This is a genomic window from Pseudomonas sp. WS 5411, from assembly GCF_012985595.1.
GTDB lineage: Bacteria > Pseudomonadota > Gammaproteobacteria > Pseudomonadales > Pseudomonadaceae > Aquipseudomonas > Aquipseudomonas shahriarae.
The window spans coordinates 699,945-717,210 of sequence record NZ_JAARMC010000001.1 but is presented as its reverse complement, the minus strand read 5'-3'; the positions used below and the strand labels follow the sequence as shown (position 1 = coordinate 717,210).

Below are 17,266 nucleotides of genomic sequence, written 5' to 3'. Positions count from 1 at the left end.
CCCTTGATACAGTTTCAGCTTAGTTGCTCTTTGCTTCCTTGCTATTGATAGAGACGCTTTCCAGCGCCTTTCGTGCCTGCTGTTTACGTAATTGTTGCCAACGGGCGATCACGCTCTTGGGGGCCCAGATCTGTGGTTCGGAGGCTTCGAAGTTGTCCGCTATTTCCCGTTCGGTCACATGCCGTTGGGCCAGCTTGAAGGCGTGCTGCAAATCGTCGGTCTGGGTCAGGGCCTGGGCGAACAGGGCGTCGCCAAAGTAGGTGAAGTCGGCTTCTTCCGAGCAGCCAAACGACACGCGGTCGGCGCGGGAGGCGGTCATGATCAGGGTGTGTTCATCCTTGAGCGCCGGGATGAAACCGCCGGAGTAGCAGGCGGAAATCACGATGACCTTGTCGCGGTTTTTCAGCGGCGCCATCACCGCCGCCAGTTCGTCGCTCGGCAGGTCGGCCAGCTCCATGCGCGGTTGGTCGAGCACCAGTTGGTGTTCGTGGGTGCCGTGGCTGGTCAGGTAGATAAACACCAGGTCTTCAGGTCCGGTGCGCTCGGCCAGGGTCTGCACGGCGCGGCGCAGGCTTTCGCGGGTCGCCATCGGGCGGTCGGCGATATGGTCGCGGTGGTTGACCAGGCGGATCTGCCCGCGGGCGCCGAAGCGGCTGCTCAGTAGGTTGCTGACGTAGTCGGCCTCGCGCAGGAATACGCTTTGCTTGCCGTCACCGGCCACCACCAGGCTGTACAGCTCGACAGCTGGGGTGGATGCCGGCACGGCGGCGAGGGCGTCGTCGAGCAAGCGGCCCTGGGCCAGTACCCCGACTTCCAGGGTGTCGGGCAACAGCTTGCCGTCGGCATCGCGTACGCGCAGGCCGTTGGCCCAAGTCCCGGCTTGCACCGTGCCATCGGTGAGTACCAGGGTGCCTTGGCCGTGATAGCTGTCGTTGTCGAAGCCGCCGATGTAGAAGCTGCCATCGCTGAGGTTCAGGCGCCCCTCACCGGTAAAGCGCCAGTCGCTGAAGTACCCGATGTAATGGCTGCCGTCCACGCCGGTCAGCTCACCCTTGCCGCTCAGGGCGCCTTCGCGGAACTCACCGGTCCACACGTCGCCGTCGGCGTTTTCGTAACGACCCTTGCCGTTGAGTTGGTTCTGCTTGAAGTGGCCGACGTACATGTCGCCTTCGGCGCTGTTGAAGGTACCGTTGCCTTCCAGTTGGCCATTGACGAAACGGCCGCTGAACTGGTTGCCGCTGTCGTCGTTGCGCTGGCCTTCGCCGTTGGGCTTGCCGTGGGCAAATTGGCCCTGGTACTGGCTGCCGTCGGGCAGTTCCAGGCGGCCGAGGCCGGAGTATTGGTCGTCTTTGAATTCGCCGCGATAGGTCATTTGCCCCTCTTTGAGGGTGCCTTCGCCGTTGCGCCGGCCTTGCTTGAAGCCGCCAACGTAGGTGTTGGCCGCCGTGGTCAGGGTGCCCTGGCCATCGAACAGGCCCTGCTGGAACTGGCCTTTATAGACCTCGCCATTGCTGCCATGCCATTCGCCCTGGCCGTGCCATTGGCCTTTGTCGAATTGCCCGGCGTACCAACTGCCGTTGGGGTAGTCCACCCGGCCCTGGCCTTGCAGCAGCCCATCGACTACATCCCCGCGATAACGCCCACCGTCCGGCAGCCGGGCATCGGGCGGCAACAGGGATTCGCCGTCGCCGCAAGCGGTGAGCAACAAGGCGAGAGCAAGGGGGACGAGTGGGCGCATAGCGGGATCCGGGTAATTGAGCGCCGAGTATGCCGCAGCGGGGGAAGCTATACCTAGTGGTCTGTGTGCGAATAAGGACTTGTCGGCGATGGCGCGGCTGCTGGCGCTATCGCCGGCAGGCCGGCTCCTACAGGTGTGTCAGACGAAGCACAGTGACAGCGACTCGGCGATGTAGGCCGGTTTTTCCTGGCCGTCGATTTCCAGGGTGCAGCTGGCCTTGAGCAGCCACTGGCCAGGCTTTTTCTCGGTGGCGTCGGTGAGGGTCACCGCCAGGCGTACCTTGGAGTTGACTTTCACCGGCTGGATAAAGCGCACGCTGTCCAGGCCGTAGTTGACCGCCATCTTCAAACCCTCGGGCATGATCAGGATGTCTTCGATCAATTTGGGGATCAGCGACAGCGACAGAAAGCCATGGGCGATGGTGCTGCCAAACGGAGTCTGGGCGGCTTTTACCGGGTCGACGTGGATGAACTGAAAATCGCCGGTCGCTTCCGCGAACAGGTTGATACGCTCCTGGTCGATGGTGAGCCATGCGGAACGTCCCAGTTCCTTGCCGACATATTCATTGAGTTGCGCTACGGGTACAAAGGGCATTGCGACTCTCCTTGGTTCATCTATCTCTCCCTGGCGGCACGGGCACGCTGGCGCCGGCAGGGGGTTGTTGTTTTAGGTGGTTTGCAGAGAACCAATGTAGATCATCATGGGCAAATGGCCCGGTCAACCCACCATGCTTTTGGCGAATGCCTGTTCATAGGAGCGGCGTGCTTATAATGCCCACGGGCTTTTGGGGGAGAAAAACCCATGTTGTTACGCGGTTTGACATGGCTGGTGTTGTTTCAATTGCTGGGCACGGCAATCAATCACTTGTTCCTGCCGGTTTTGCCGGGGCCGATTGTCGGCCTGCTGTTGCTGCTGGCGTATCTGGTGTGGCGCGGCGAGGTCGGTGAGCCACTGAGCCTGGCGGCCGGCAGCCTGTTGCGTTACCTGCCGTTGCTGCTGGTGCCGCCGGCAGTGGGAGTGATGGTGTATGCCAAGGACATTGCCGCCGACTTCTGGGCCATCGTCGGGGCGCTGGTGTTGTCGCTGGTGATCGCCATGGCCTTTGTCGGCGTGCTCATGCAAAAGCTGGTCAAGCGCCAGGCACAGCGGGAGGAGGGGCAATGACCTTCGATTGGCAGGGCGCGTGGGCTGCGGTGATCCACCATCCCTTGTTTGGCATCGGCATTACCCTGGGCGCCTATCAACTGGTGCTGGCGGGGTTCGAGAAAACCCGCTGGATCTTCCTGCAACCGGTGCTGGTCTCGATGTTGCTGGTGATCGGCGTGCTCCTGGGGTGCGGCCTGACCTATGTCGAATACCGCAAAAGTACCGAGATCATGAGCATCCTGCTGGGCCCGGCCACCGTGGCACTGGCGGTGCCGCTGTACCTGAACCTGCGACGGATTCGCCAGTTGTTTTGGCCGATTTTTACTACGCTGGTGGTGGGGGGCGTGTTTGCCACTGGCCTGTGCGTTTGGCTGGGTTGGTGGTTTGGCGCCGAACACATGGTGCTGATGACCATGGCGCCCAAGTCGGTGACCTCGCCCATCGCCATGCTGGTGGCCGAGCAGATCGGCGGCGTCGCGGCACTGGCGGCGGTGTTCGTGCTGATCACCGGGGTGATCGGGGCGATGATCGGGCCGGCCTTTCTGTCGTACCTGGGCGTGCACACCCCGGAGGCGCGGGGCATGGCCCTGGGCATGACCGCCCACGCGGTCGGCACCTCGGTGGCCTTGCAGGAAAGCGAGGAGTGCGGCGCCTTTGCGGCATTGGCGATGAGTTTGATGGGCGTGGCCACGGCAGTATTCCTGCCATTGGCCGTGTCTTTGGCGATTTAAGTCGGGTTTAAGGAACGCTTTATGAGTCTGGCGCTGTTCCCTCTCAATACTGTGCTGTTTCCAGGCTGCACCCTCGACCTGCAGCTGTTCGAGGCGCGCTACCTGGACATGATCAGTCGCTGTATGAAAAAGGGCGAAGGCTTTGGTGTGGTGTGCATCCTCGATGGCCAGGAAGTCGGCCTCGCGCCGGACGGCTATGCATTGATGGGGTGCGAAGCGCTGATTCGGGATTTCAAGCAGCAGGACAATGGCCTGCTGGGGATCCGTGTCGAGGGTGGGCGCAGGTTTCGGGTGCGGGAGGCGCAGGTCCAGCGCGATCAACTACTGGTCGCCGATGTCGAGTGGCTGCAAGAGCAGCCCGAGCGCCCGTTGGATGAGGAAGACGCCGACCTGTTGGCCCTGCTGCAGGCATTGGCCGAGCATCCGATGGTCGCCTCACTGGATATGGGGGCCGACGTGCACGGGCAGCAGGAACTGGGTAACCGCCTGGCCTACCTGTTGCCGTTTACCGACGCCGACAAGATCGAGCTGCTGCAGCTCGACGATCCGGTGCTGCGCCTGGATGCGATTCAGGTGCTGCTGGATGAATTGCAAGGCGAGCTGTTCGCTTGAGTGCCGTTATCTCGGAATAATCCGTGACCGCTTCGGATTTTTCATCGTTGCCGCGTGCCCATCGCCTGAAATAGTGGAGGCTCCGCCACCACTATCAGGGAATGAACATGATTCGATTATCGCCATCGGAGCAACTGGTCTGGGACGCATTTTTTGTCAGCGTAACCGCGCAAGTGATTCAGCAGGCCCGCGATCGCGGCCCCGAATACATTGCCGAGCGGGCTGCCGAAATTGCCGATGAAATGTTGCTGGAGCGCCGGGAGCGCTGCGCCGAACGGCGTCACGCTCCCGTGGACTGGGTCGGCCCGGCCTAGCTCAGTAAGCGTAGCGCAGCAGGGCATGGGAGGTGCCGGTCAGGGCAAAGAACCCCAGGACCGCCACGCAACCCGGCACGATCAACCACCACACCTTCGGCGCCATGGGCGGCAGCAGGCTGTGGCGCTGGCTCAAGGTCAGGCTGAAGGCGCAGACCGTCATGGCCAGCAAGGTGCCGGCGAGGATATCGCTCGGCCAGTGGGCCCCCAGATATACCCGCGACAACGCAATGGCAGCGGCCGGAATGGCGCCCAATAGCAGCCATGCCAGGCGCATGCGGGTCGGTTGGCCGCGACCGGCCAGCACCGCCAGCGCGAGGAAGAACGCAAACGAGCCAGAGGCGTGACCGCTGGGCATGCTGAAGCTGGTCAGCGGGTCGACGAGGATTTCTGGCCGGCCGCGGGCAAAGAACAGCTTGCTCCCGGTGTTGATCAGCGCGGCCCCGAGCAGGGTGGCACCGACGAAAATCGCCTGGCGCCATTGTCGCGCCAGCAGCAGCAGGCCGGTCAGCACCGCGCTGGCGACGAACATCTTCTTGAACTCGCCCAACTGGGTGGTCATCACCATGATCCGGTCCATCGCCGGGCCTCGGTGTTCCTGGACCAGGGCCATCAAACCCTGGTCAAAATGGTTCAGGTACGGATAACCGATAAACATCGCGATCAACAACGCCAGGCTGGCGCAGCCCATCCACAACGTGGCCCGGCGATGGCTGCGCAGGGTGCTGTTGAGGGCGATGCCGAACAACACGGCCAGGCACGCGGCAACCACCCCGGCCTCGGGCCAGAACCCTTCGGGCAGCGGCAACCGAAACGCCGCGCCGGCGGCCCAGCCCGGCAACAGATAGGCGATTGACCAGCCGGTGGCGGCCAGCACGCTAACGGCGGCGAAGCGCGGGAACGGCATATCACACATCCCGGCGACCATGGGCAGCATGGGGCGCAATGGGCCGATGAAGCGTCCTACCAGCAGGCTGACGATGCCGTACTTCTGGAAGTAGGCCTCGGCCCCGTCCATCCACTCGGGATGATGGCGCAAGCCGGGCAGGCGCCGGATGTTCTGGTGGAAATGCCGGCCCAGGTAGTAGGAAATCCCGTCGCCCAAGAGCCCGCCGAGCAAGCCCAGCAGCAGGGTTTCACTCAGGGACAGCGCGCCGCTGCCGGCCAGTGCGGCAATTGCAAACAGCAGCACCGTGCCTGGCACGATAATCCCGGCGATGGCCAGGCACTCCACAAAGGCGACGATAAACACCGCCGCGGCCAGCCATTGCGGGTTAAGGGTCAGCCAGCCAGTAATGCCATCGAGCCATGGGCCCATACAATCCTCTCCATCAGTGGTGATGTCCCTCTGTAGGAGCGAGCTTGTGTGGGAGCGGGCTTGCTCGCGATGCAGGCGACTCGGTATGACTGACAGACCGAGGTGATGCTATCGCGAGCAAGCCCGCTCCCCCATAAGCCCATTCCTGCAGGGCATATTTCAAATCAAAACGTAATCGCGGCCTTCGACCTGGCCGCGTCGCAACGGGTTCCGTGTGCAATAGGGCGCATAGCCGCCATCGACAAAGCGATACATCAGGTGTTCATCGCGCCCGCCGGGAATGCCCAGGCGGGTGGTCTGGATAATCTGCGTGGGGGCCAGGCCCACATCCTCGACGTACAGCCGCTCCTGGTCGAAGCGCTTGGCGTCCCACATTGGCACCTTTAAATCCAGGGCCTTGCACAGCAGGGTTTGCCCGGCGCAAAGCTTCTGGGCCGGGCGCGGACGGCCGCTGGCGTCGGGGTTGTTGAGGAGCATTTGCGCCAGGCTGGCAGGCCCTGATACCTCATCCACCCAGGGGTAGGCTGACTTGATCAGCACGGCATTGCCTGGCCCCTGGGCACTGAAGTTCAGGGAGTCACCGCCACGGGCGTAGTACATATAGATGTGGCCGCCATCCAGAAACAAAGCCTTACGCTTTTCTGTGTAACCGAGGGACGCATGGCTGCCTTTTTCGGCCAAATAATAGGCTTCGGTTTCAATAATTCGCGCCGACAGCCACAACTCGCCGACCCGATGGCGGATGACTTTGCCCAGCAAATCTTTCGCGAGCGTTTGCGCGTCGCGGTCGAAAAAGCCATCAGGCAGGGGGGTGGCGGGGAGCTTTGGGTGAGAACTGGACATGACGATGGACGGTTGCGCAGGCCAAATGTGACAGGATGATATCAACTTCAGCCTTAATCACCGCTGAACGTCGAGTTTTTACAGTTCATTTCGACCATCCGCCCCTCACCGCTGTCCGTAGGACGGCGCGACAGCTATAATCTGCCGCTTTCCTCTTTGCCAAGATCCCACCAGACCATGACTGAGTCCGTTCTTGACTACATGACCCGCCTGGGTCGCGCTGCCCGTCAGGCCTCGCGGTTGATCGCCCGTGCGAGCACCGCGCAGAAGAACCGTGCCCTGCTGGCAGCCGCCGATGCTCTGGATGCCTCGCGCTCCGAGTTGACCGCTGCCAACGAGCTGGACCTGGCCAATGGCCGGGCCAATGGTCTGGAGCCGGCATTGCTGGATCGCCTGGCGCTGACGCCGGCCCGTATCGACGACATGATCGAAGGCTTGCGCCAGGTGGCCAAGCTGCCGGACCCCATCGGTGAGATCCGCGACATGCGCTACCTGCCGTCAGGTATCCAGGTCGGCAAGATGCGCGTGCCCCTGGGCGTGATCGGCATCATCTATGAGTCGCGGCCCAACGTGACCATCGACGCCGCGAGCCTGTGCCTGAAGTCCGGCAACGCCACCATCCTGCGCGGCGGCTCCGAAGCGATCCATTCCAACCGCGCCATCGCCGCCTGCATCCAGCAAGGCCTGGCCGTGGCCGAGTTGCCGGCTGAAGTGGTGCAAGTGGTGGAAACCACCGACCGCGCCGCCGTCGGGGCGCTGATCACCATGCCGGAGTTTGTCGACGTAATTGTTCCACGCGGCGGCAAGGGCCTGATCGAACGTGTCAGCCGCGATGCCAAGGTGCCAGTTATCAAGCACCTGGATGGTGTCTGCCATGTGTTTATCGACGTGGCGGCCGATCTCGACAAGGCGATCCGCATTGCCGATAACGCCAAGACCCACCGCTACGCGCCGTGCAACACCATGGAAACCCTGTTGGTCCACGCCGGCATTGCCGAGCGCGTGTTGCCGCCGCTGGCTGCAATCTACCGTGACAAAGGAGTGGAGTTGCGGGGTTGCGAGCGTACCCGGGCATTGCTGGGCAGCGACGTGATCGAAGCCACCGAGCAGGACTGGTACACCGAATACACGGCGCCGATCCTGTCGATTCGTATCGTCGATGACCTGGACCAGGCCATCGAGCACATCAATACCTACGGCTCCAAGCATACCGATGCCATTGTTTCCGAGCATTTCAGCGATGCCCGGCGTTTCCTCACCGAAGTAGACTCTGCTTCGGTGATGATCAACGCCTCGACGCGTTTTGCCGACGGCTTCGAGTACGGCCTGGGGGCGGAGATCGGGATTTCCACGGACAAGCTGCATGCCCGTGGCCCGGTGGGCCTGGAAGGCCTGACCAGCGAGAAGTACGTGGTCTTTGGCGATGGTCATGTGCGCACTTGATGGGTAAACGCATCGGGCTGCTCGGCGGTACCTTCGACCCCGTGCACATCGGCCATTTGCGCAGCGCCCTGGAAGTGGCGGATACCCTCGGGCTGCAAGAGCTGCGGCTGATCCCCAATGCCAGGCCGCCGCACCGGGACACACCGCAGGTCAGCGCGCAGGAGCGCCTGGCGATGGTGCAGTGTGCGGTGGCCGGGATTGCCCCGTTGGTGGTGGACGACCGCGAGCTCAAACGCGATAAACCGTCCTACACTATCGACACCCTGGAACAGACGCGGGCCGAGTTGGCCGCCGATGACCAGTTGTTTCTGCTTTTGGGCTGGGACGCATTTTGCGGACTGCCCACTTGGCATCGCTGGGAAGAGTTGCTCCAGCATTGCCACATCCTGGTTTTGCAACGCCCGGATGCCGACAGCGAACCGCCGGATGCCTTGCGCAACCTGCTGGCAGCGCGGTCGGTAAGTGACCCACAGGCCCTGACCGGGCCGAGCGGGAATATTGCATTCGTCTGGCAGACCCCGCTTGCGGTGTCCGCCACCCAGATCCGTCAACTGCTGGCCAGCGGTAAGTCGGTACGTTTCCTGGTGCCTGACGCGGTCCTGGCCTACATCGATGCGCACGGGCTTTACCGTGCGTCGAACTGAAAAGGCGCGCTTGAAGGCACGAATAGTCGTGTATTGAAGCGCCCGAACTAATGAGCAAAACGAGTTTTATATGACGAACAAAGACGTAAGCAAAGTTAAGCGCAAAGGCACGTTCAAGAGCGCACCGTTGCCAGTGGAAGCCCTGCTGGTCCCGGCCCCTGAAGGCGAAGCGCTGGTCGCGCTGGCCGTAGCCGCCCTGGAAGACGTGAAGGCCCAGGACATCCAGGTCCTGGACGTGCGCGACAAGCAAAGCATCACCGACTTCATGATCATCGCCACCGGTACCTCCAACCGCCAGATCGGCGCGATGCTGGACAAGGTTCGCGAAGCCGTCAAAGCCCAGGGCGTCAAGCCACTGGGTGAAGAAGGCAAGGGCGATAGCGACTGGGTGCTGGCTGACCTGGACACCGTGATCGTACACATGATGACCAGCAACGCTCGCCAGTTCTACGACCTGGAGCGTCTGTGGAAAGGCGCCGAGCAGAGCCGTGCTGCCGATGGCAAGCACCACAGCCCTGAAGTCGGTCACGCGCACTTCGACAAGCTCAACAAAGACCAGGAATAAGGAACGGCTGTGCGCCTGCGTCTGATCGCTGTCGGTTCACGCATGCCCAAGTGGGTGGAAGAAGGCTGGCATGAATATGCCAAGCGTCTGCCATCCGAATTGGCGCTGGAACTGGTGGAAATACCCCTCAACACCCGGGGCAAGAACGCCGATGTGGCGCGCTTTATCCGTCAGGAAGGCGAGGCGATGCTGGCCAAGGTCGGTGCCAACGAGCGCATCGTCACCCTTGAGGTGCACGGCAAACCCTGGAGCACCGAGCAGTTGGCGGTGGAACTGGATCGCTGGCGCCTGGATTCGCGCACGGTCAACTTCATGGTCGGCGGCCCCGAGGGGCTGGCGCCGGAAGTCTGTGCACGGGCCGATCAGCGCTGGTCGCTGTCGCCCCTGACGTTGCCCCATCCGCTGGTGCGGATTCTGATTGGTGAACAGCTGTATCGCGCCTGGACAGTCCTGTCCGGGCACCCTTACCACAAATAGTCTGCGCCCTGCCTGATGACCCAGCCGATCCGCATCAAGGACCACGAGAAAGACGCACGTCTTGTACGCGCGCGCGTGATCTTTGGCGCGATCGCGGTGGTGGCGTTGATGTGCGTGTTGATCGCCCGCCTGTATTACCTGCAGGTGATCCAGTACGAGTATCACTCCACGTTGTCGGAAAACAACCGGGTGCATGTGCAGCCGATCCCGCCAACCCGTGGCCTGATTTTCGACCGCAATGGCGTGGTGATTGCCGATAACCGGCCCAGTTTCAGCCTGAGCATGACCCGCGAACGGTCCGGTGACTGGCAGCAGATCCTTGATGTGATTGTCGAGGTGCTGCAACTGACGCCGGAAGACCGGGCGATCTTCGAGAAGCGCATGAAGCAGGGGCGGCGCCCGTTTGAACCGGTGCCGATCCTGTTTGAGCTGACTGAAGAGCAGATCGCCAGGATCGCCGTGAACCAGTTCCGCCTGCCGGGGGTGGAGGTGGTGGCGCAACTGGTGCGGCATTACCCGCAGGGGGCGCACTTTGCCCACTCGGTCGGTTATATGGGGCGGATCAACGAAAAAGAGCTGAAAACCCTCGATCCGGTCAATTACAGCGGCACCCACCATATCGGCAAGACCGGTATCGAGCGCTTCTACGAGCCGGAGCTGCACGGCCAGGTGGGTTACGAGGAAGTCGAGACCAACGCACGTGGCCGGGTGCTGCGGGTGCTCAAGCGCACCGACCCGATTCCCGGCAAGGACATTGTCCTGAGCCTGGATATCAAGCTGCAGGAGGCCGCGGAAATGGCCCTCGGCGGGCGTCGTGGTGCGGTGGTCGCGCTGGACCCGAACACCGGCGAGGTCCTGGCCATGGTCAGCCAGCCGAGTTTCGACCCCAACCTGTTTGTCACCGGGATCAGCTTCAAGGCCTATGCCGAGTTGCGTGATTCCATCGACCGGCCGTTGTTCAACCGGGTGCTGCGCGGTCTGTATCCACCGGGTTCGACCATCAAGCCGGCGGTGGCGATTGCCGGCCTGGATGCCGGTGTCGTGACTGCTTCCAGCCGGGTCTACGATCCGGGTTACTACATGTTGCCCAACTACGATCACAAATACCGTAACTGGAACCGTACCGGCGACGGCTATGTGGACCTGGATACGGCGATCATGCGTTCCAACGACACCTACTTCTATGACCTGGCCCACAAGCTGGGGATTGATCGTTTATCGACCTACATGGGCAAGTTCGGCCTCGGTCAGAAAGTGTCCCTGGATATGTTTGAAGAATCCCCAGGCCTGATGCCGTCCCGCGAGTGGAAGCGCGCCACCCGGCGCCAGGCCTGGTTCCCCGGTGAGACGCTGATCCTGGGGATCGGCCAGGGCTATATGCAGGCCACGCCCTTGCAACTGGCCCAGGCCACGGCGCTGGTGGCCAGCAAAGGCAAGTGGGTTCGTCCGCACCTGGCCAAGACCATCGAGGGTGAACAGCCGGTGGATGAAAACCCGATCCCGGACATCGTCCTGCGCGACCCGTCCGACTGGGCCAAGGTCAACCACGGCATGCAACAAGTGATGCACGGCGCGCGAGGCACGGCGCGCAAGGCGGCCATTGGCGCGCAGTATCGGATTGCCGGCAAGAGCGGGACCGCCCAGGTGGTCGCAATCAAGCAGGGCGAGAAATACGACCGCTCCAAAGTCCAGGAACGCCATCGCGACCACGCCTTGTTCGTCGGTTTCGCCCCGGCCGACAACCCGAAAATCACCGTGGCGGTGATGGTCGAGAACGGCGAGTCCGGTTCCGGCGTGGCCGCCCCGGTGGTGCGCCAGATCATGGACGCCTGGTTGCTGGACCAGGACGGCAAGCTCAAGCCTGAGTTTGCCAACCCTTCAAGCGCGGAGGCTACGGCCCGTGAAGAGTAATTTCGACCGCATTCTCTCCAGTGAGGATGTGATGCGCCGCCGCGCCACCTTGTTGCAGCGCATGCACATTGATGGCCCGTTGCTGATCCTGCTGCTGACCCTGGCAGCCGGTAGCCTGTTCGTGCTGTATTCGGCCAGTGGCAAGAACTGGGACCTGCTGATCAAGCAGGCGTCCTCGTTTGGCCTGGGCCTGTTGTCGATGGTGGTTATCGCCCAGCTGGAGCCGCGCTTCATGGCGCGCTGGGTGCCGCTGGGGTATGTCGCCGGGGTGCTGCTGCTGGTGGTGGTGGACGTCATGGGTCACAACGCCATGGGCGCCACCCGTTGGATCAATATCCCGGGGGTGATTCGCTTCCAACCGTCGGAATTCATGAAGATCCTCATGCCGGCCACCATCGCCTGGTACCTGGCCAAGCGCACCTTGCCGCCGCAGCTCAAGCATGTGGGGATCAGCCTGATCCTGATCGGCATTCCATTCATTCTGATCGTGCGCCAGCCGGACCTCGGCACCGGCCTGCTGATTCTTGCTGGCGGTGCATTCGTGTTGTTCATGGGCGGTCTGCGCTGGCGCTGGATCGTCAGTGTGCTGGTGGCGGCTGTGCCGGTGGCTGTCGCCATGTGGTTCTTCTTCATGCACGACTATCAGAAGCAGCGAGTCCTGACCTTCCTCGACCCCGAGAGCGATCCGCTGGGCACCGGCTGGAACATCATCCAGTCCAAGGCGGCCATCGGTTCCGGCGGCGTGTTTGGCAAGGGTTGGTTGCTGGGCACCCAGTCGCACCTGGACTTCCTGCCGGAAAGCCACACTGACTTTATTATCGCGGTGATGGGCGAGGAGTTCGGCCTGGTGGGCATCTGCGCACTGTTGCTGATCTACTTGCTGTTGATCGGGCGTGGCCTGGTGATTACCGCGCAAGCGCAGACGTTGTTCGGCAAATTGCTTGCCGGTGCGCTGACAATGACTTTTTTTGTTTACGTTTTCGTCAACATCGGTATGGTCAGTGGCCTGCTGCCGGTGGTTGGGGTGCCGTTGCCGTTCATTAGCTACGGCGGAACTTCGTTGGTGACATTACTGTCAGCGTTTGGGGTCTTGATGTCGATCCATACCCATCGCAAGTGGATCGCACAGGTTTGAATAAGGTGAAGATGTCAATGCAAGCAATGCGCGGCTGGGCTGCTCGGTATGCGTCCTGTCTGGGCTTGGTGGGCGCCTTTGGCGCTGCACAGCCAGCCCTGGCCGGCGATTACGACGGCTCGCCCCAGGTCGCCGAGTTTGTCGGTGAGATGACGCGTGACTATGGTTTCGCCGGCGAACAACTGATGGGCGTGTTCCGCGAGGCCCAGCGCAAGCAGTCGATCCTCGACGCGATCTCTCGCCCCGCCGAGCGCGTCAAACAGTGGAAGGACTATCGCCCGATGTTCCTCACCGACGCCCGGGTGGCGCGGGGTGTGGACTTCTGGCGCCAGCACGAGGCCGTATTGGCCCGTGCCGAGCAGGAATATGGCGTGCCGGCCCAGGTGATCGTGTCGATCATCGGCGTTGAAACCTTTTACGGGCGCAATACCGGCAGCTACCGGGTGATCGACGCCTTGTCGACCCTGGGCTTCGATTACCCGCCCCGTGCCGAATTCTTCCGCAAGGAACTGCGCGAGTTCCTGCTGCTGGCCCGTGAAGAGCAGGTCGACCCATTGACCCTCAAAGGCTCCTACGCCGGGGCCATGGGCCTGCCACAGTTCATGCCGAGCAGCTTTCGCGCCTACGCCGTGGATTTTGACGGTGATGGCCATATCAACATCTGGAGCAACCCCGATGATGCCATCGGCAGCGTTGCCAGCTACTTCAAACGTCACGGCTGGGTGGCTGGCGAGCCGGTGGTGATTCGCGCCGATGTCACGGGCGATCGCGCCGATGAAGGCCTGACCCAGGGCATCGAGCCGGTGAAAACCGTCGGGGAGTTGCGGGCGTTGGGCTGGTCAAGTCATGATGCGCTGCGCGATGATATGCCGGTTACCGCCTTCCGCCTGGAGGGCGCAGACGGCCCGGAATACTGGATGGGCCTGAAGAATTTTTACGCAATCACGCGTTATAACCGCAGTGTGATGTACGCCATGGCCGTACATCAGCTGTCAGACATGCTGGTTCAAGCACGGGGCGTCAAGTAATGCGGGTATCGCCGATCAATAAACCGCTCAAGCTGGTGGCGCTTGCCGCATTGTCCTTGCTGGTTGTCAGTTGCTCCACCAGCCGTGCGCCGGTGCAGAAGGCCGGTGGCCCGGTAGTCCGCGCGCAGCCGGGGCTGGATATCAACCGGGCTCACAAGGACGGCGCGCCGTGGTGGGACGTCGACGTCTCGCGCATCCCGGATGCCACGCCGACCCTGCATACCGGCAACTATAAAGCCAACCCCTACACGGTACTGGGCAAGACCTACTTCCCGCTGCAGGAATCCAAGAACTATGTGCAGTCGGGCACCGCGTCCTGGTACGGCACCAAGTTCCACGGGCAGAACACCGCCAACGGCGAAGTGTATGACCTGTACGGCATGAGCGCGGCCCACAAGACCTTGCCGCTGCCGGCCTATGTACGGGTGACCAACCTGGACAACAACCGCGTGGTAATTCTGCGGGTCAACGACCGTGGGCCGTTCTACTCCGACCGAATCATCGACTTGTCCTACGCAGCCGCGAAAAAACTCGGCTATGCCGAATCCGGCACGGCGCGGGTCAAGGTCGAAGGCATCGATCCGGCCCAGTACTGGGCCCAGCGCGGCAAGCCAGCGCCATTGATGCTCAATGAACCACAAAGCGCCCAACCGCAGATCACCGCTTCGGCGGGCAAGGTCGAGCAGTGGACGCCGCCGCCCCAGCAGCACGCCGCGCCAGTCGTGGCCGTGCCACAGGCGGCGCCGGGCAATGCAGCGGGCGGGCAGTACCTGCAAGTCGGTGCTTTCGCCAACCCGGATGCGGCAGAACTGTTAAGGTCCAAGCTCAGCGGGATGGTCAGCGCGCCAGTCTTTATCAGCTCTATCGTGCGTAACCAGCAGACCCTGCACCGGGTACGCCTGGGCCCCATCGGCTCGGCGGGCGAGATTGCCCAGGTACAGAACAGCGTGCGATTGGCCAACCTGGGTCAGCCCAGCGTGGTCGGCGCCGAATAAGCAGTAGCGGATCGAGGGTGCTGGCACGCTTGCGCGCCGGGGCCCTGGTTGCAGGCTCTTCGAATAATAAAAACCCGAAGGCAAGGGTTGAGCTGGCAACTGAATACGCGACAGCCTGGTGACGGGCTGTCTGAATGTTTTGCCCGCGAGGGCAAGTTTCCATAAGCAATTTCGAGAGACGGATGAACATCACCACCTTAGCCAAACGCCTGTGCCTGCTTGTCCCGCTGATCATTGCGCCCGCTGCCTGGGCCGTCGAAATGATGCCAGCGCCACCGCAACTGGCTGCCAAGTCCTACGTGCTCATGGATGCCGCCAGCGGCAACGTGCTGGTCGAAAACAACGGTGACCAGCGCCTGCCGCCGGCCAGCCTGACCAAGCTGATGACCGCCTATATCGCGACCCTGGAAATCCGTCGCGGCCAGATCGGTGAAAACGATCCGGTGACCGTCAGCGAAAACGCCTGGCGCACCGGCGGTTCGCGGATGTTCATCAAGGTCGGCTCCCAGGTCACTGTCAGCGACCTGCTGCACGGCATCATCATCCAGTCCGGTAACGACGCCAGCGTCGCCCTGGCCGAACACATTGCCGGCAGCGAAGATGCATTTGCCGACATGATGAACAAAACCGTGACTGACCTGGGCATGACCAACAGTCACTTCATGAACCCGACCGGCCTGCCAAACCCAGACCACTACTCGTCGGCCCATGACATGGCGATCCTGGCGCGCGCGATCATTCGTGTCGACCCGGTGCACTACGCCATCTACTCCCAGAAAGAATTCTTCTGGAACAACATCAAGCAGCCTAACCGCAACCTGTTGCTGTGGCGCGACAAGACCGTCGACGGCCTGAAAACCGGGCATACCGACGAAGCCGGCTACTGCATGGTGTCCTCGGCTGTGCGTGACGGCCAACGTCTGATCGCCGTGGTGTTCGGCACCAACAGCGAACAGGCCCGTGCGGCGGAAACCCAGAAGCTGCTGACCTATGGCTTCCGTTTCTTCGAAACCCAGACCTTCTACCAGAAGGGTGCCGAACTGGCCCAGGCTCCTGTGTGGAAAGGCACCGAGCGTCAAGTCAAGGCCGGCCTGGCTGATGACCTGACCCTGACCATGCCTAAAGGCCAGCTGAAGAAGCTGGCTGCCAGCATGACCATGAACCCACAACTGACCGCGCCAATCGCCAAGGGCGATGTGATCGGTAAAGTCGAAGTGAAGCTGGACGACAAAGTCGTACACAGCGCCGATCTGATCGCACTCGACGCCGTTGAGGAAGGTGGTATCTTCCGCCGCGTGTGGGATAGCATCCGTCTATTCTTCTACGGCTTGTTCAACTGATTGTGTGCACCCGCAAGGCCCCGCGTTGATCCGACGCGGGGCTTTGCCCGTCGCCACGGCTTACCGCTTACGAGGCCGTTTCGCCATGACCGATAAAGAAGTAAAGGCGCCAAAGATCGAATTCCCGGTGACGGACTATCCCGTCAAGGTGATCAGCGATACCGGTGTGGGCAACAAAGATAAGATCCTCGAGATCATGCGTAAACACGCAACGATCAACGACAACCGTGTGGATGAGCGCTTGAGCACCAACGGTAAGTACACCACGATTCAGTTGCACATCGTTGCGACCGGTCAAGACCAGCTTTACGACATCAACAGCGAACTGCGAGCCACCGGTTTCGTACATATGGTGTTGTGATGTCGCAGGTCCTGGGCTTTCGCGAGCTCGGCCAGATGGCGTACGAGCCGGTCTGGCACGCCATGCAGCGCTTTACCAATGAGCGCGGCAGCTCGGCTCCCGACGAAATCTGGCTGGTGGAACACCCGCCGGTATTCACCCAGGGCCAGGCTGGCAAGGCTGAGCATCTACTACTTCCGGGTGATATTCCGGTGGTGCAGGTCGACCGAGGTGGTCAAGTGACTTACCATGGGCCCGGACAACTGGTGGCTTATTTGCTGCTGGATGTGCGCAAGCTGGGTTACGGCGTGCGTGAGCTGGTCAGTCGCATGGAAAACTGCCTGATCGAGCTGCTGGCCAGTTATGGCGTGACAGCCGTGGCCAAGCCCGATGCTCCAGGTGTGTATGTCGACGGCGCGAAAATCGCCTCCCTGGGCCTGCGCATCCGCCATGGCTGTTCCTTTCATGGCCTGGCCCTGAACGTGGACATGGACCTGGCGCCGTTTCGCCGGATCAATCCCTGTGGTTACGCCGGTTTGGCCATGACCCAGTTGAGCGATCACGCAACACCCCTAGAATTTGCCGAGGTAAGTGCCCGGCTGCGCGCGCAGCTCGTCAAACACCTCGACTATGCTGAGCAGACGACCCTGACGGGCGGAATCGACTGATATGACTACTGATGTTGT

19 protein-coding genes are annotated in these 17,266 nt (G+C 61.9%); 15 read left to right on the top strand and 4 right to left on the bottom strand.

Translation table 11 applies throughout. The features are described from left to right. Positions 1 to 19 precede the first annotated feature (19 nt). Both HBR93_RS03295 and HBR93_RS03290 read right to left on the bottom strand, forming a co-directional pair. Positions 20 to 1,738 carry a C13 family peptidase gene (locus tag HBR93_RS03295; protein ID WP_115129083.1) on the bottom strand — a complete coding sequence of 573 codons (1,719 nt, stop codon included), beginning with the start codon at positions 1,736 to 1,738 and terminating at the stop codon, positions 20 to 22. A gap of 138 nt (positions 1,739 to 1,876) precedes the next feature. After that, positions 1,877 to 2,332, bottom strand: a complete 456-nt coding sequence (locus tag HBR93_RS03290) for a MaoC family dehydratase (protein ID WP_057438998.1) — start codon at positions 2,330 to 2,332, stop codon at positions 1,877 to 1,879. Between the two features lie 207 nt (positions 2,333 to 2,539). On the opposite strand from HBR93_RS03290, the gene HBR93_RS03285 reads away from it, so the two are divergent. The 4 genes from HBR93_RS03285 to HBR93_RS03270 all read left to right on the top strand — a co-directional run bounded on the left by HBR93_RS03285 (position 2,540) and on the right by HBR93_RS03270 (position 4,541). Continuing rightward, a complete protein-coding gene (locus tag HBR93_RS03285; RefSeq protein WP_057438999.1) occupies positions 2,540 to 2,902 on the top strand; it encodes a CidA/LrgA family protein in 363 nt (120 codons plus the stop codon). After that, the gene (locus HBR93_RS03280; RefSeq protein WP_169959814.1) at positions 2,899 to 3,615 is read left to right on the top strand and encodes an LrgB family protein; all 717 of its coding nucleotides are present in this window, start codon (positions 2,899 to 2,901) and stop codon (positions 3,613 to 3,615) included. Before HBR93_RS03285 ends, HBR93_RS03280 begins: the two co-directional genes overlap by 4 nt. 21 nt (positions 3,616 to 3,636) lie before the next feature. Then, the gene (locus tag HBR93_RS03275) at positions 3,637 to 4,227 is read left to right on the top strand and encodes an LON peptidase substrate-binding domain-containing protein (RefSeq protein ID WP_057439001.1); all 591 of its coding nucleotides are present in this window, start codon (positions 3,637 to 3,639) and stop codon (positions 4,225 to 4,227) included. A gap of 107 nt (positions 4,228 to 4,334) precedes the next feature. Next, positions 4,335 to 4,541 carry a hypothetical protein gene (locus tag HBR93_RS03270; RefSeq protein WP_057439037.1) on the top strand — a complete coding sequence of 69 codons (207 nt, stop codon included), beginning with the start codon at positions 4,335 to 4,337 and terminating at the stop codon, positions 4,539 to 4,541. A gap of 1 nt (position 4,542) precedes the next feature. On the opposite strand, the gene HBR93_RS03265 is transcribed toward HBR93_RS03270, so the two are convergent. After that, positions 4,543 to 5,859, bottom strand: coding sequence for a bifunctional DedA family/phosphatase PAP2 family protein (locus tag HBR93_RS03265; protein WP_169959813.1), 1,317 nt, complete (start codon positions 5,857 to 5,859; stop codon positions 4,543 to 4,545). 159 nt (positions 5,860 to 6,018) lie between these two features. Then, entirely contained in the window at positions 6,019 to 6,702 is a 684-nt protein-coding gene (locus HBR93_RS03260) for a DNA-3-methyladenine glycosylase (RefSeq protein WP_169959812.1), read from the bottom strand. Positions 6,703 to 6,879: 177 nt separating this feature from the next. Between HBR93_RS03260 and HBR93_RS03255 the strand changes: the two genes are divergently transcribed. The 11 genes from HBR93_RS03255 (at position 6,880) to lipB (ending at position 17,248) form a co-directional block, all read left to right on the top strand. Further along, positions 6,880 to 8,145 carry a glutamate-5-semialdehyde dehydrogenase gene (locus tag HBR93_RS03255; protein ID WP_057960706.1) on the top strand — a complete coding sequence of 422 codons (1,266 nt, stop codon included), beginning with the start codon at positions 6,880 to 6,882 and terminating at the stop codon, positions 8,143 to 8,145. Next, the gene (gene nadD, locus HBR93_RS03250) at positions 8,145 to 8,789 is read left to right on the top strand and encodes a nicotinate-nucleotide adenylyltransferase (RefSeq protein ID WP_057439003.1); all 645 of its coding nucleotides are present in this window, start codon (positions 8,145 to 8,147) and stop codon (positions 8,787 to 8,789) included. The genes HBR93_RS03255 and nadD overlap by 1 nt, the downstream gene beginning before the upstream one ends. A gap of 70 nt (positions 8,790 to 8,859) precedes the next feature. After that, positions 8,860 to 9,354 (top strand): ribosome silencing factor, encoded by a 495-nt coding sequence (gene rsfS, locus HBR93_RS03245; protein ID WP_032861691.1) that lies wholly within the window; start codon positions 8,860 to 8,862, stop codon positions 9,352 to 9,354. 9 nt (positions 9,355 to 9,363) lie between these two features. Next, entirely contained in the window at positions 9,364 to 9,831 is a 468-nt protein-coding gene (gene rlmH, locus HBR93_RS03240; protein ID WP_029292262.1) for a 23S rRNA (pseudouridine(1915)-N(3))-methyltransferase RlmH, read from the top strand. Positions 9,832 to 9,846: 15 nt separating this feature from the next. Further along, on the top strand, positions 9,847 to 11,742 hold the full coding sequence (gene mrdA / locus HBR93_RS03235; RefSeq protein ID WP_169959811.1) for a penicillin-binding protein 2: 1,896 nt from the start codon (positions 9,847 to 9,849) through the stop codon (positions 11,740 to 11,742). A 31-nt stretch (positions 11,743 to 11,773) separates the two neighbouring features. Beyond that, positions 11,774 to 12,877 (top strand): rod shape-determining protein RodA, encoded by a 1,104-nt coding sequence (gene rodA, locus HBR93_RS03230; protein WP_050492738.1) that lies wholly within the window; start codon positions 11,774 to 11,776, stop codon positions 12,875 to 12,877. 17 nt (positions 12,878 to 12,894) lie between these two features. Further along, positions 12,895 to 13,905, top strand: a complete 1,011-nt coding sequence (gene mltB / locus HBR93_RS03225) for a lytic murein transglycosylase B (RefSeq protein ID WP_115129077.1) — start codon at positions 12,895 to 12,897, stop codon at positions 13,903 to 13,905. After that, the gene (locus HBR93_RS03220) at positions 13,905 to 14,900 is read left to right on the top strand and encodes a septal ring lytic transglycosylase RlpA family protein (protein WP_115129076.1); all 996 of its coding nucleotides are present in this window, start codon (positions 13,905 to 13,907) and stop codon (positions 14,898 to 14,900) included. The genes mltB and HBR93_RS03220 overlap by 1 nt, the downstream gene beginning before the upstream one ends. A gap of 182 nt (positions 14,901 to 15,082) precedes the next feature. Then, positions 15,083 to 16,240: a D-alanyl-D-alanine carboxypeptidase family protein gene (locus tag HBR93_RS03215; protein ID WP_029292257.1), complete on the top strand. Its 1,158-nt coding sequence runs from the start codon at positions 15,083 to 15,085 to the stop codon at positions 16,238 to 16,240. A gap of 85 nt (positions 16,241 to 16,325) precedes the next feature. Continuing rightward, a complete protein-coding gene (locus tag HBR93_RS03210) occupies positions 16,326 to 16,601 on the top strand; it encodes a DUF493 domain-containing protein (RefSeq protein ID WP_029292256.1) in 276 nt (91 codons plus the stop codon). Continuing rightward, positions 16,601 to 17,248 carry a lipoyl(octanoyl) transferase LipB gene (gene lipB / locus HBR93_RS03205; protein ID WP_057960700.1) on the top strand — a complete coding sequence of 216 codons (648 nt, stop codon included), beginning with the start codon at positions 16,601 to 16,603 and terminating at the stop codon, positions 17,246 to 17,248. The genes HBR93_RS03210 and lipB overlap by 1 nt, the downstream gene beginning before the upstream one ends. The last annotated feature ends 18 nt before the right edge of the window (positions 17,249 to 17,266 follow it).

Excerpts from the sequence above, each read along its gene's own strand:
- nadD (WP_057439003.1), top strand. The coding sequence starts at position 8,145 with ATGGGTAAACGCATCGGGCTGCTCGGCGGTACCTTCGACCCCGTGCAC.
- HBR93_RS03280 (WP_169959814.1), top strand. The coding sequence starts at position 2,899 with ATGACCTTCGATTGGCAGGGCGCGTGGGCTGCGGTGATCCACCATCCC.
- HBR93_RS03275 (WP_057439001.1), top strand. The coding sequence starts at position 3,637 with ATGAGTCTGGCGCTGTTCCCTCTCAATACTGTGCTGTTTCCAGGCTGC.
- HBR93_RS03265 (WP_169959813.1), bottom strand. The coding sequence starts at position 5,859 with ATGGGCCCATGGCTCGATGGCATTACTGGCTGGCTGACCCTTAACCCG.
- HBR93_RS03290 (WP_057438998.1), bottom strand. The coding sequence starts at position 2,332 with ATGCCCTTTGTACCCGTAGCGCAACTCAATGAATATGTCGGCAAGGAA.
- HBR93_RS03210 (WP_029292256.1), top strand. The coding sequence starts at position 16,326 with ATGACCGATAAAGAAGTAAAGGCGCCAAAGATCGAATTCCCGGTGACG.
- HBR93_RS03215 (WP_029292257.1), top strand. The coding sequence starts at position 15,083 with ATGAACATCACCACCTTAGCCAAACGCCTGTGCCTGCTTGTCCCGCTG.
- HBR93_RS03285 (WP_057438999.1), top strand. The coding sequence starts at position 2,540 with ATGTTGTTACGCGGTTTGACATGGCTGGTGTTGTTTCAATTGCTGGGC.
- HBR93_RS03270 (WP_057439037.1), top strand. The coding sequence starts at position 4,335 with ATGATTCGATTATCGCCATCGGAGCAACTGGTCTGGGACGCATTTTTT.
- mrdA (WP_169959811.1), top strand. The coding sequence starts at position 9,847 with ATGACCCAGCCGATCCGCATCAAGGACCACGAGAAAGACGCACGTCTT.
- rodA (WP_050492738.1), top strand. The coding sequence starts at position 11,774 with ATGCGCCGCCGCGCCACCTTGTTGCAGCGCATGCACATTGATGGCCCG.
- HBR93_RS03295 (WP_115129083.1), bottom strand. The coding sequence starts at position 1,738 with ATGCGCCCACTCGTCCCCCTTGCTCTCGCCTTGTTGCTCACCGCTTGC.
- HBR93_RS03260 (WP_169959812.1), bottom strand. The coding sequence starts at position 6,702 with ATGTCCAGTTCTCACCCAAAGCTCCCCGCCACCCCCCTGCCTGATGGC.
- lipB (WP_057960700.1), top strand. The coding sequence starts at position 16,601 with ATGTCGCAGGTCCTGGGCTTTCGCGAGCTCGGCCAGATGGCGTACGAG.
- HBR93_RS03220 (WP_115129076.1), top strand. The coding sequence starts at position 13,905 with ATGCGGGTATCGCCGATCAATAAACCGCTCAAGCTGGTGGCGCTTGCC.
- HBR93_RS03255 (WP_057960706.1), top strand. The coding sequence starts at position 6,880 with ATGACTGAGTCCGTTCTTGACTACATGACCCGCCTGGGTCGCGCTGCC.
- mltB (WP_115129077.1), top strand. The coding sequence starts at position 12,895 with ATGCAAGCAATGCGCGGCTGGGCTGCTCGGTATGCGTCCTGTCTGGGC.
- rsfS (WP_032861691.1), top strand. The coding sequence starts at position 8,860 with ATGACGAACAAAGACGTAAGCAAAGTTAAGCGCAAAGGCACGTTCAAG.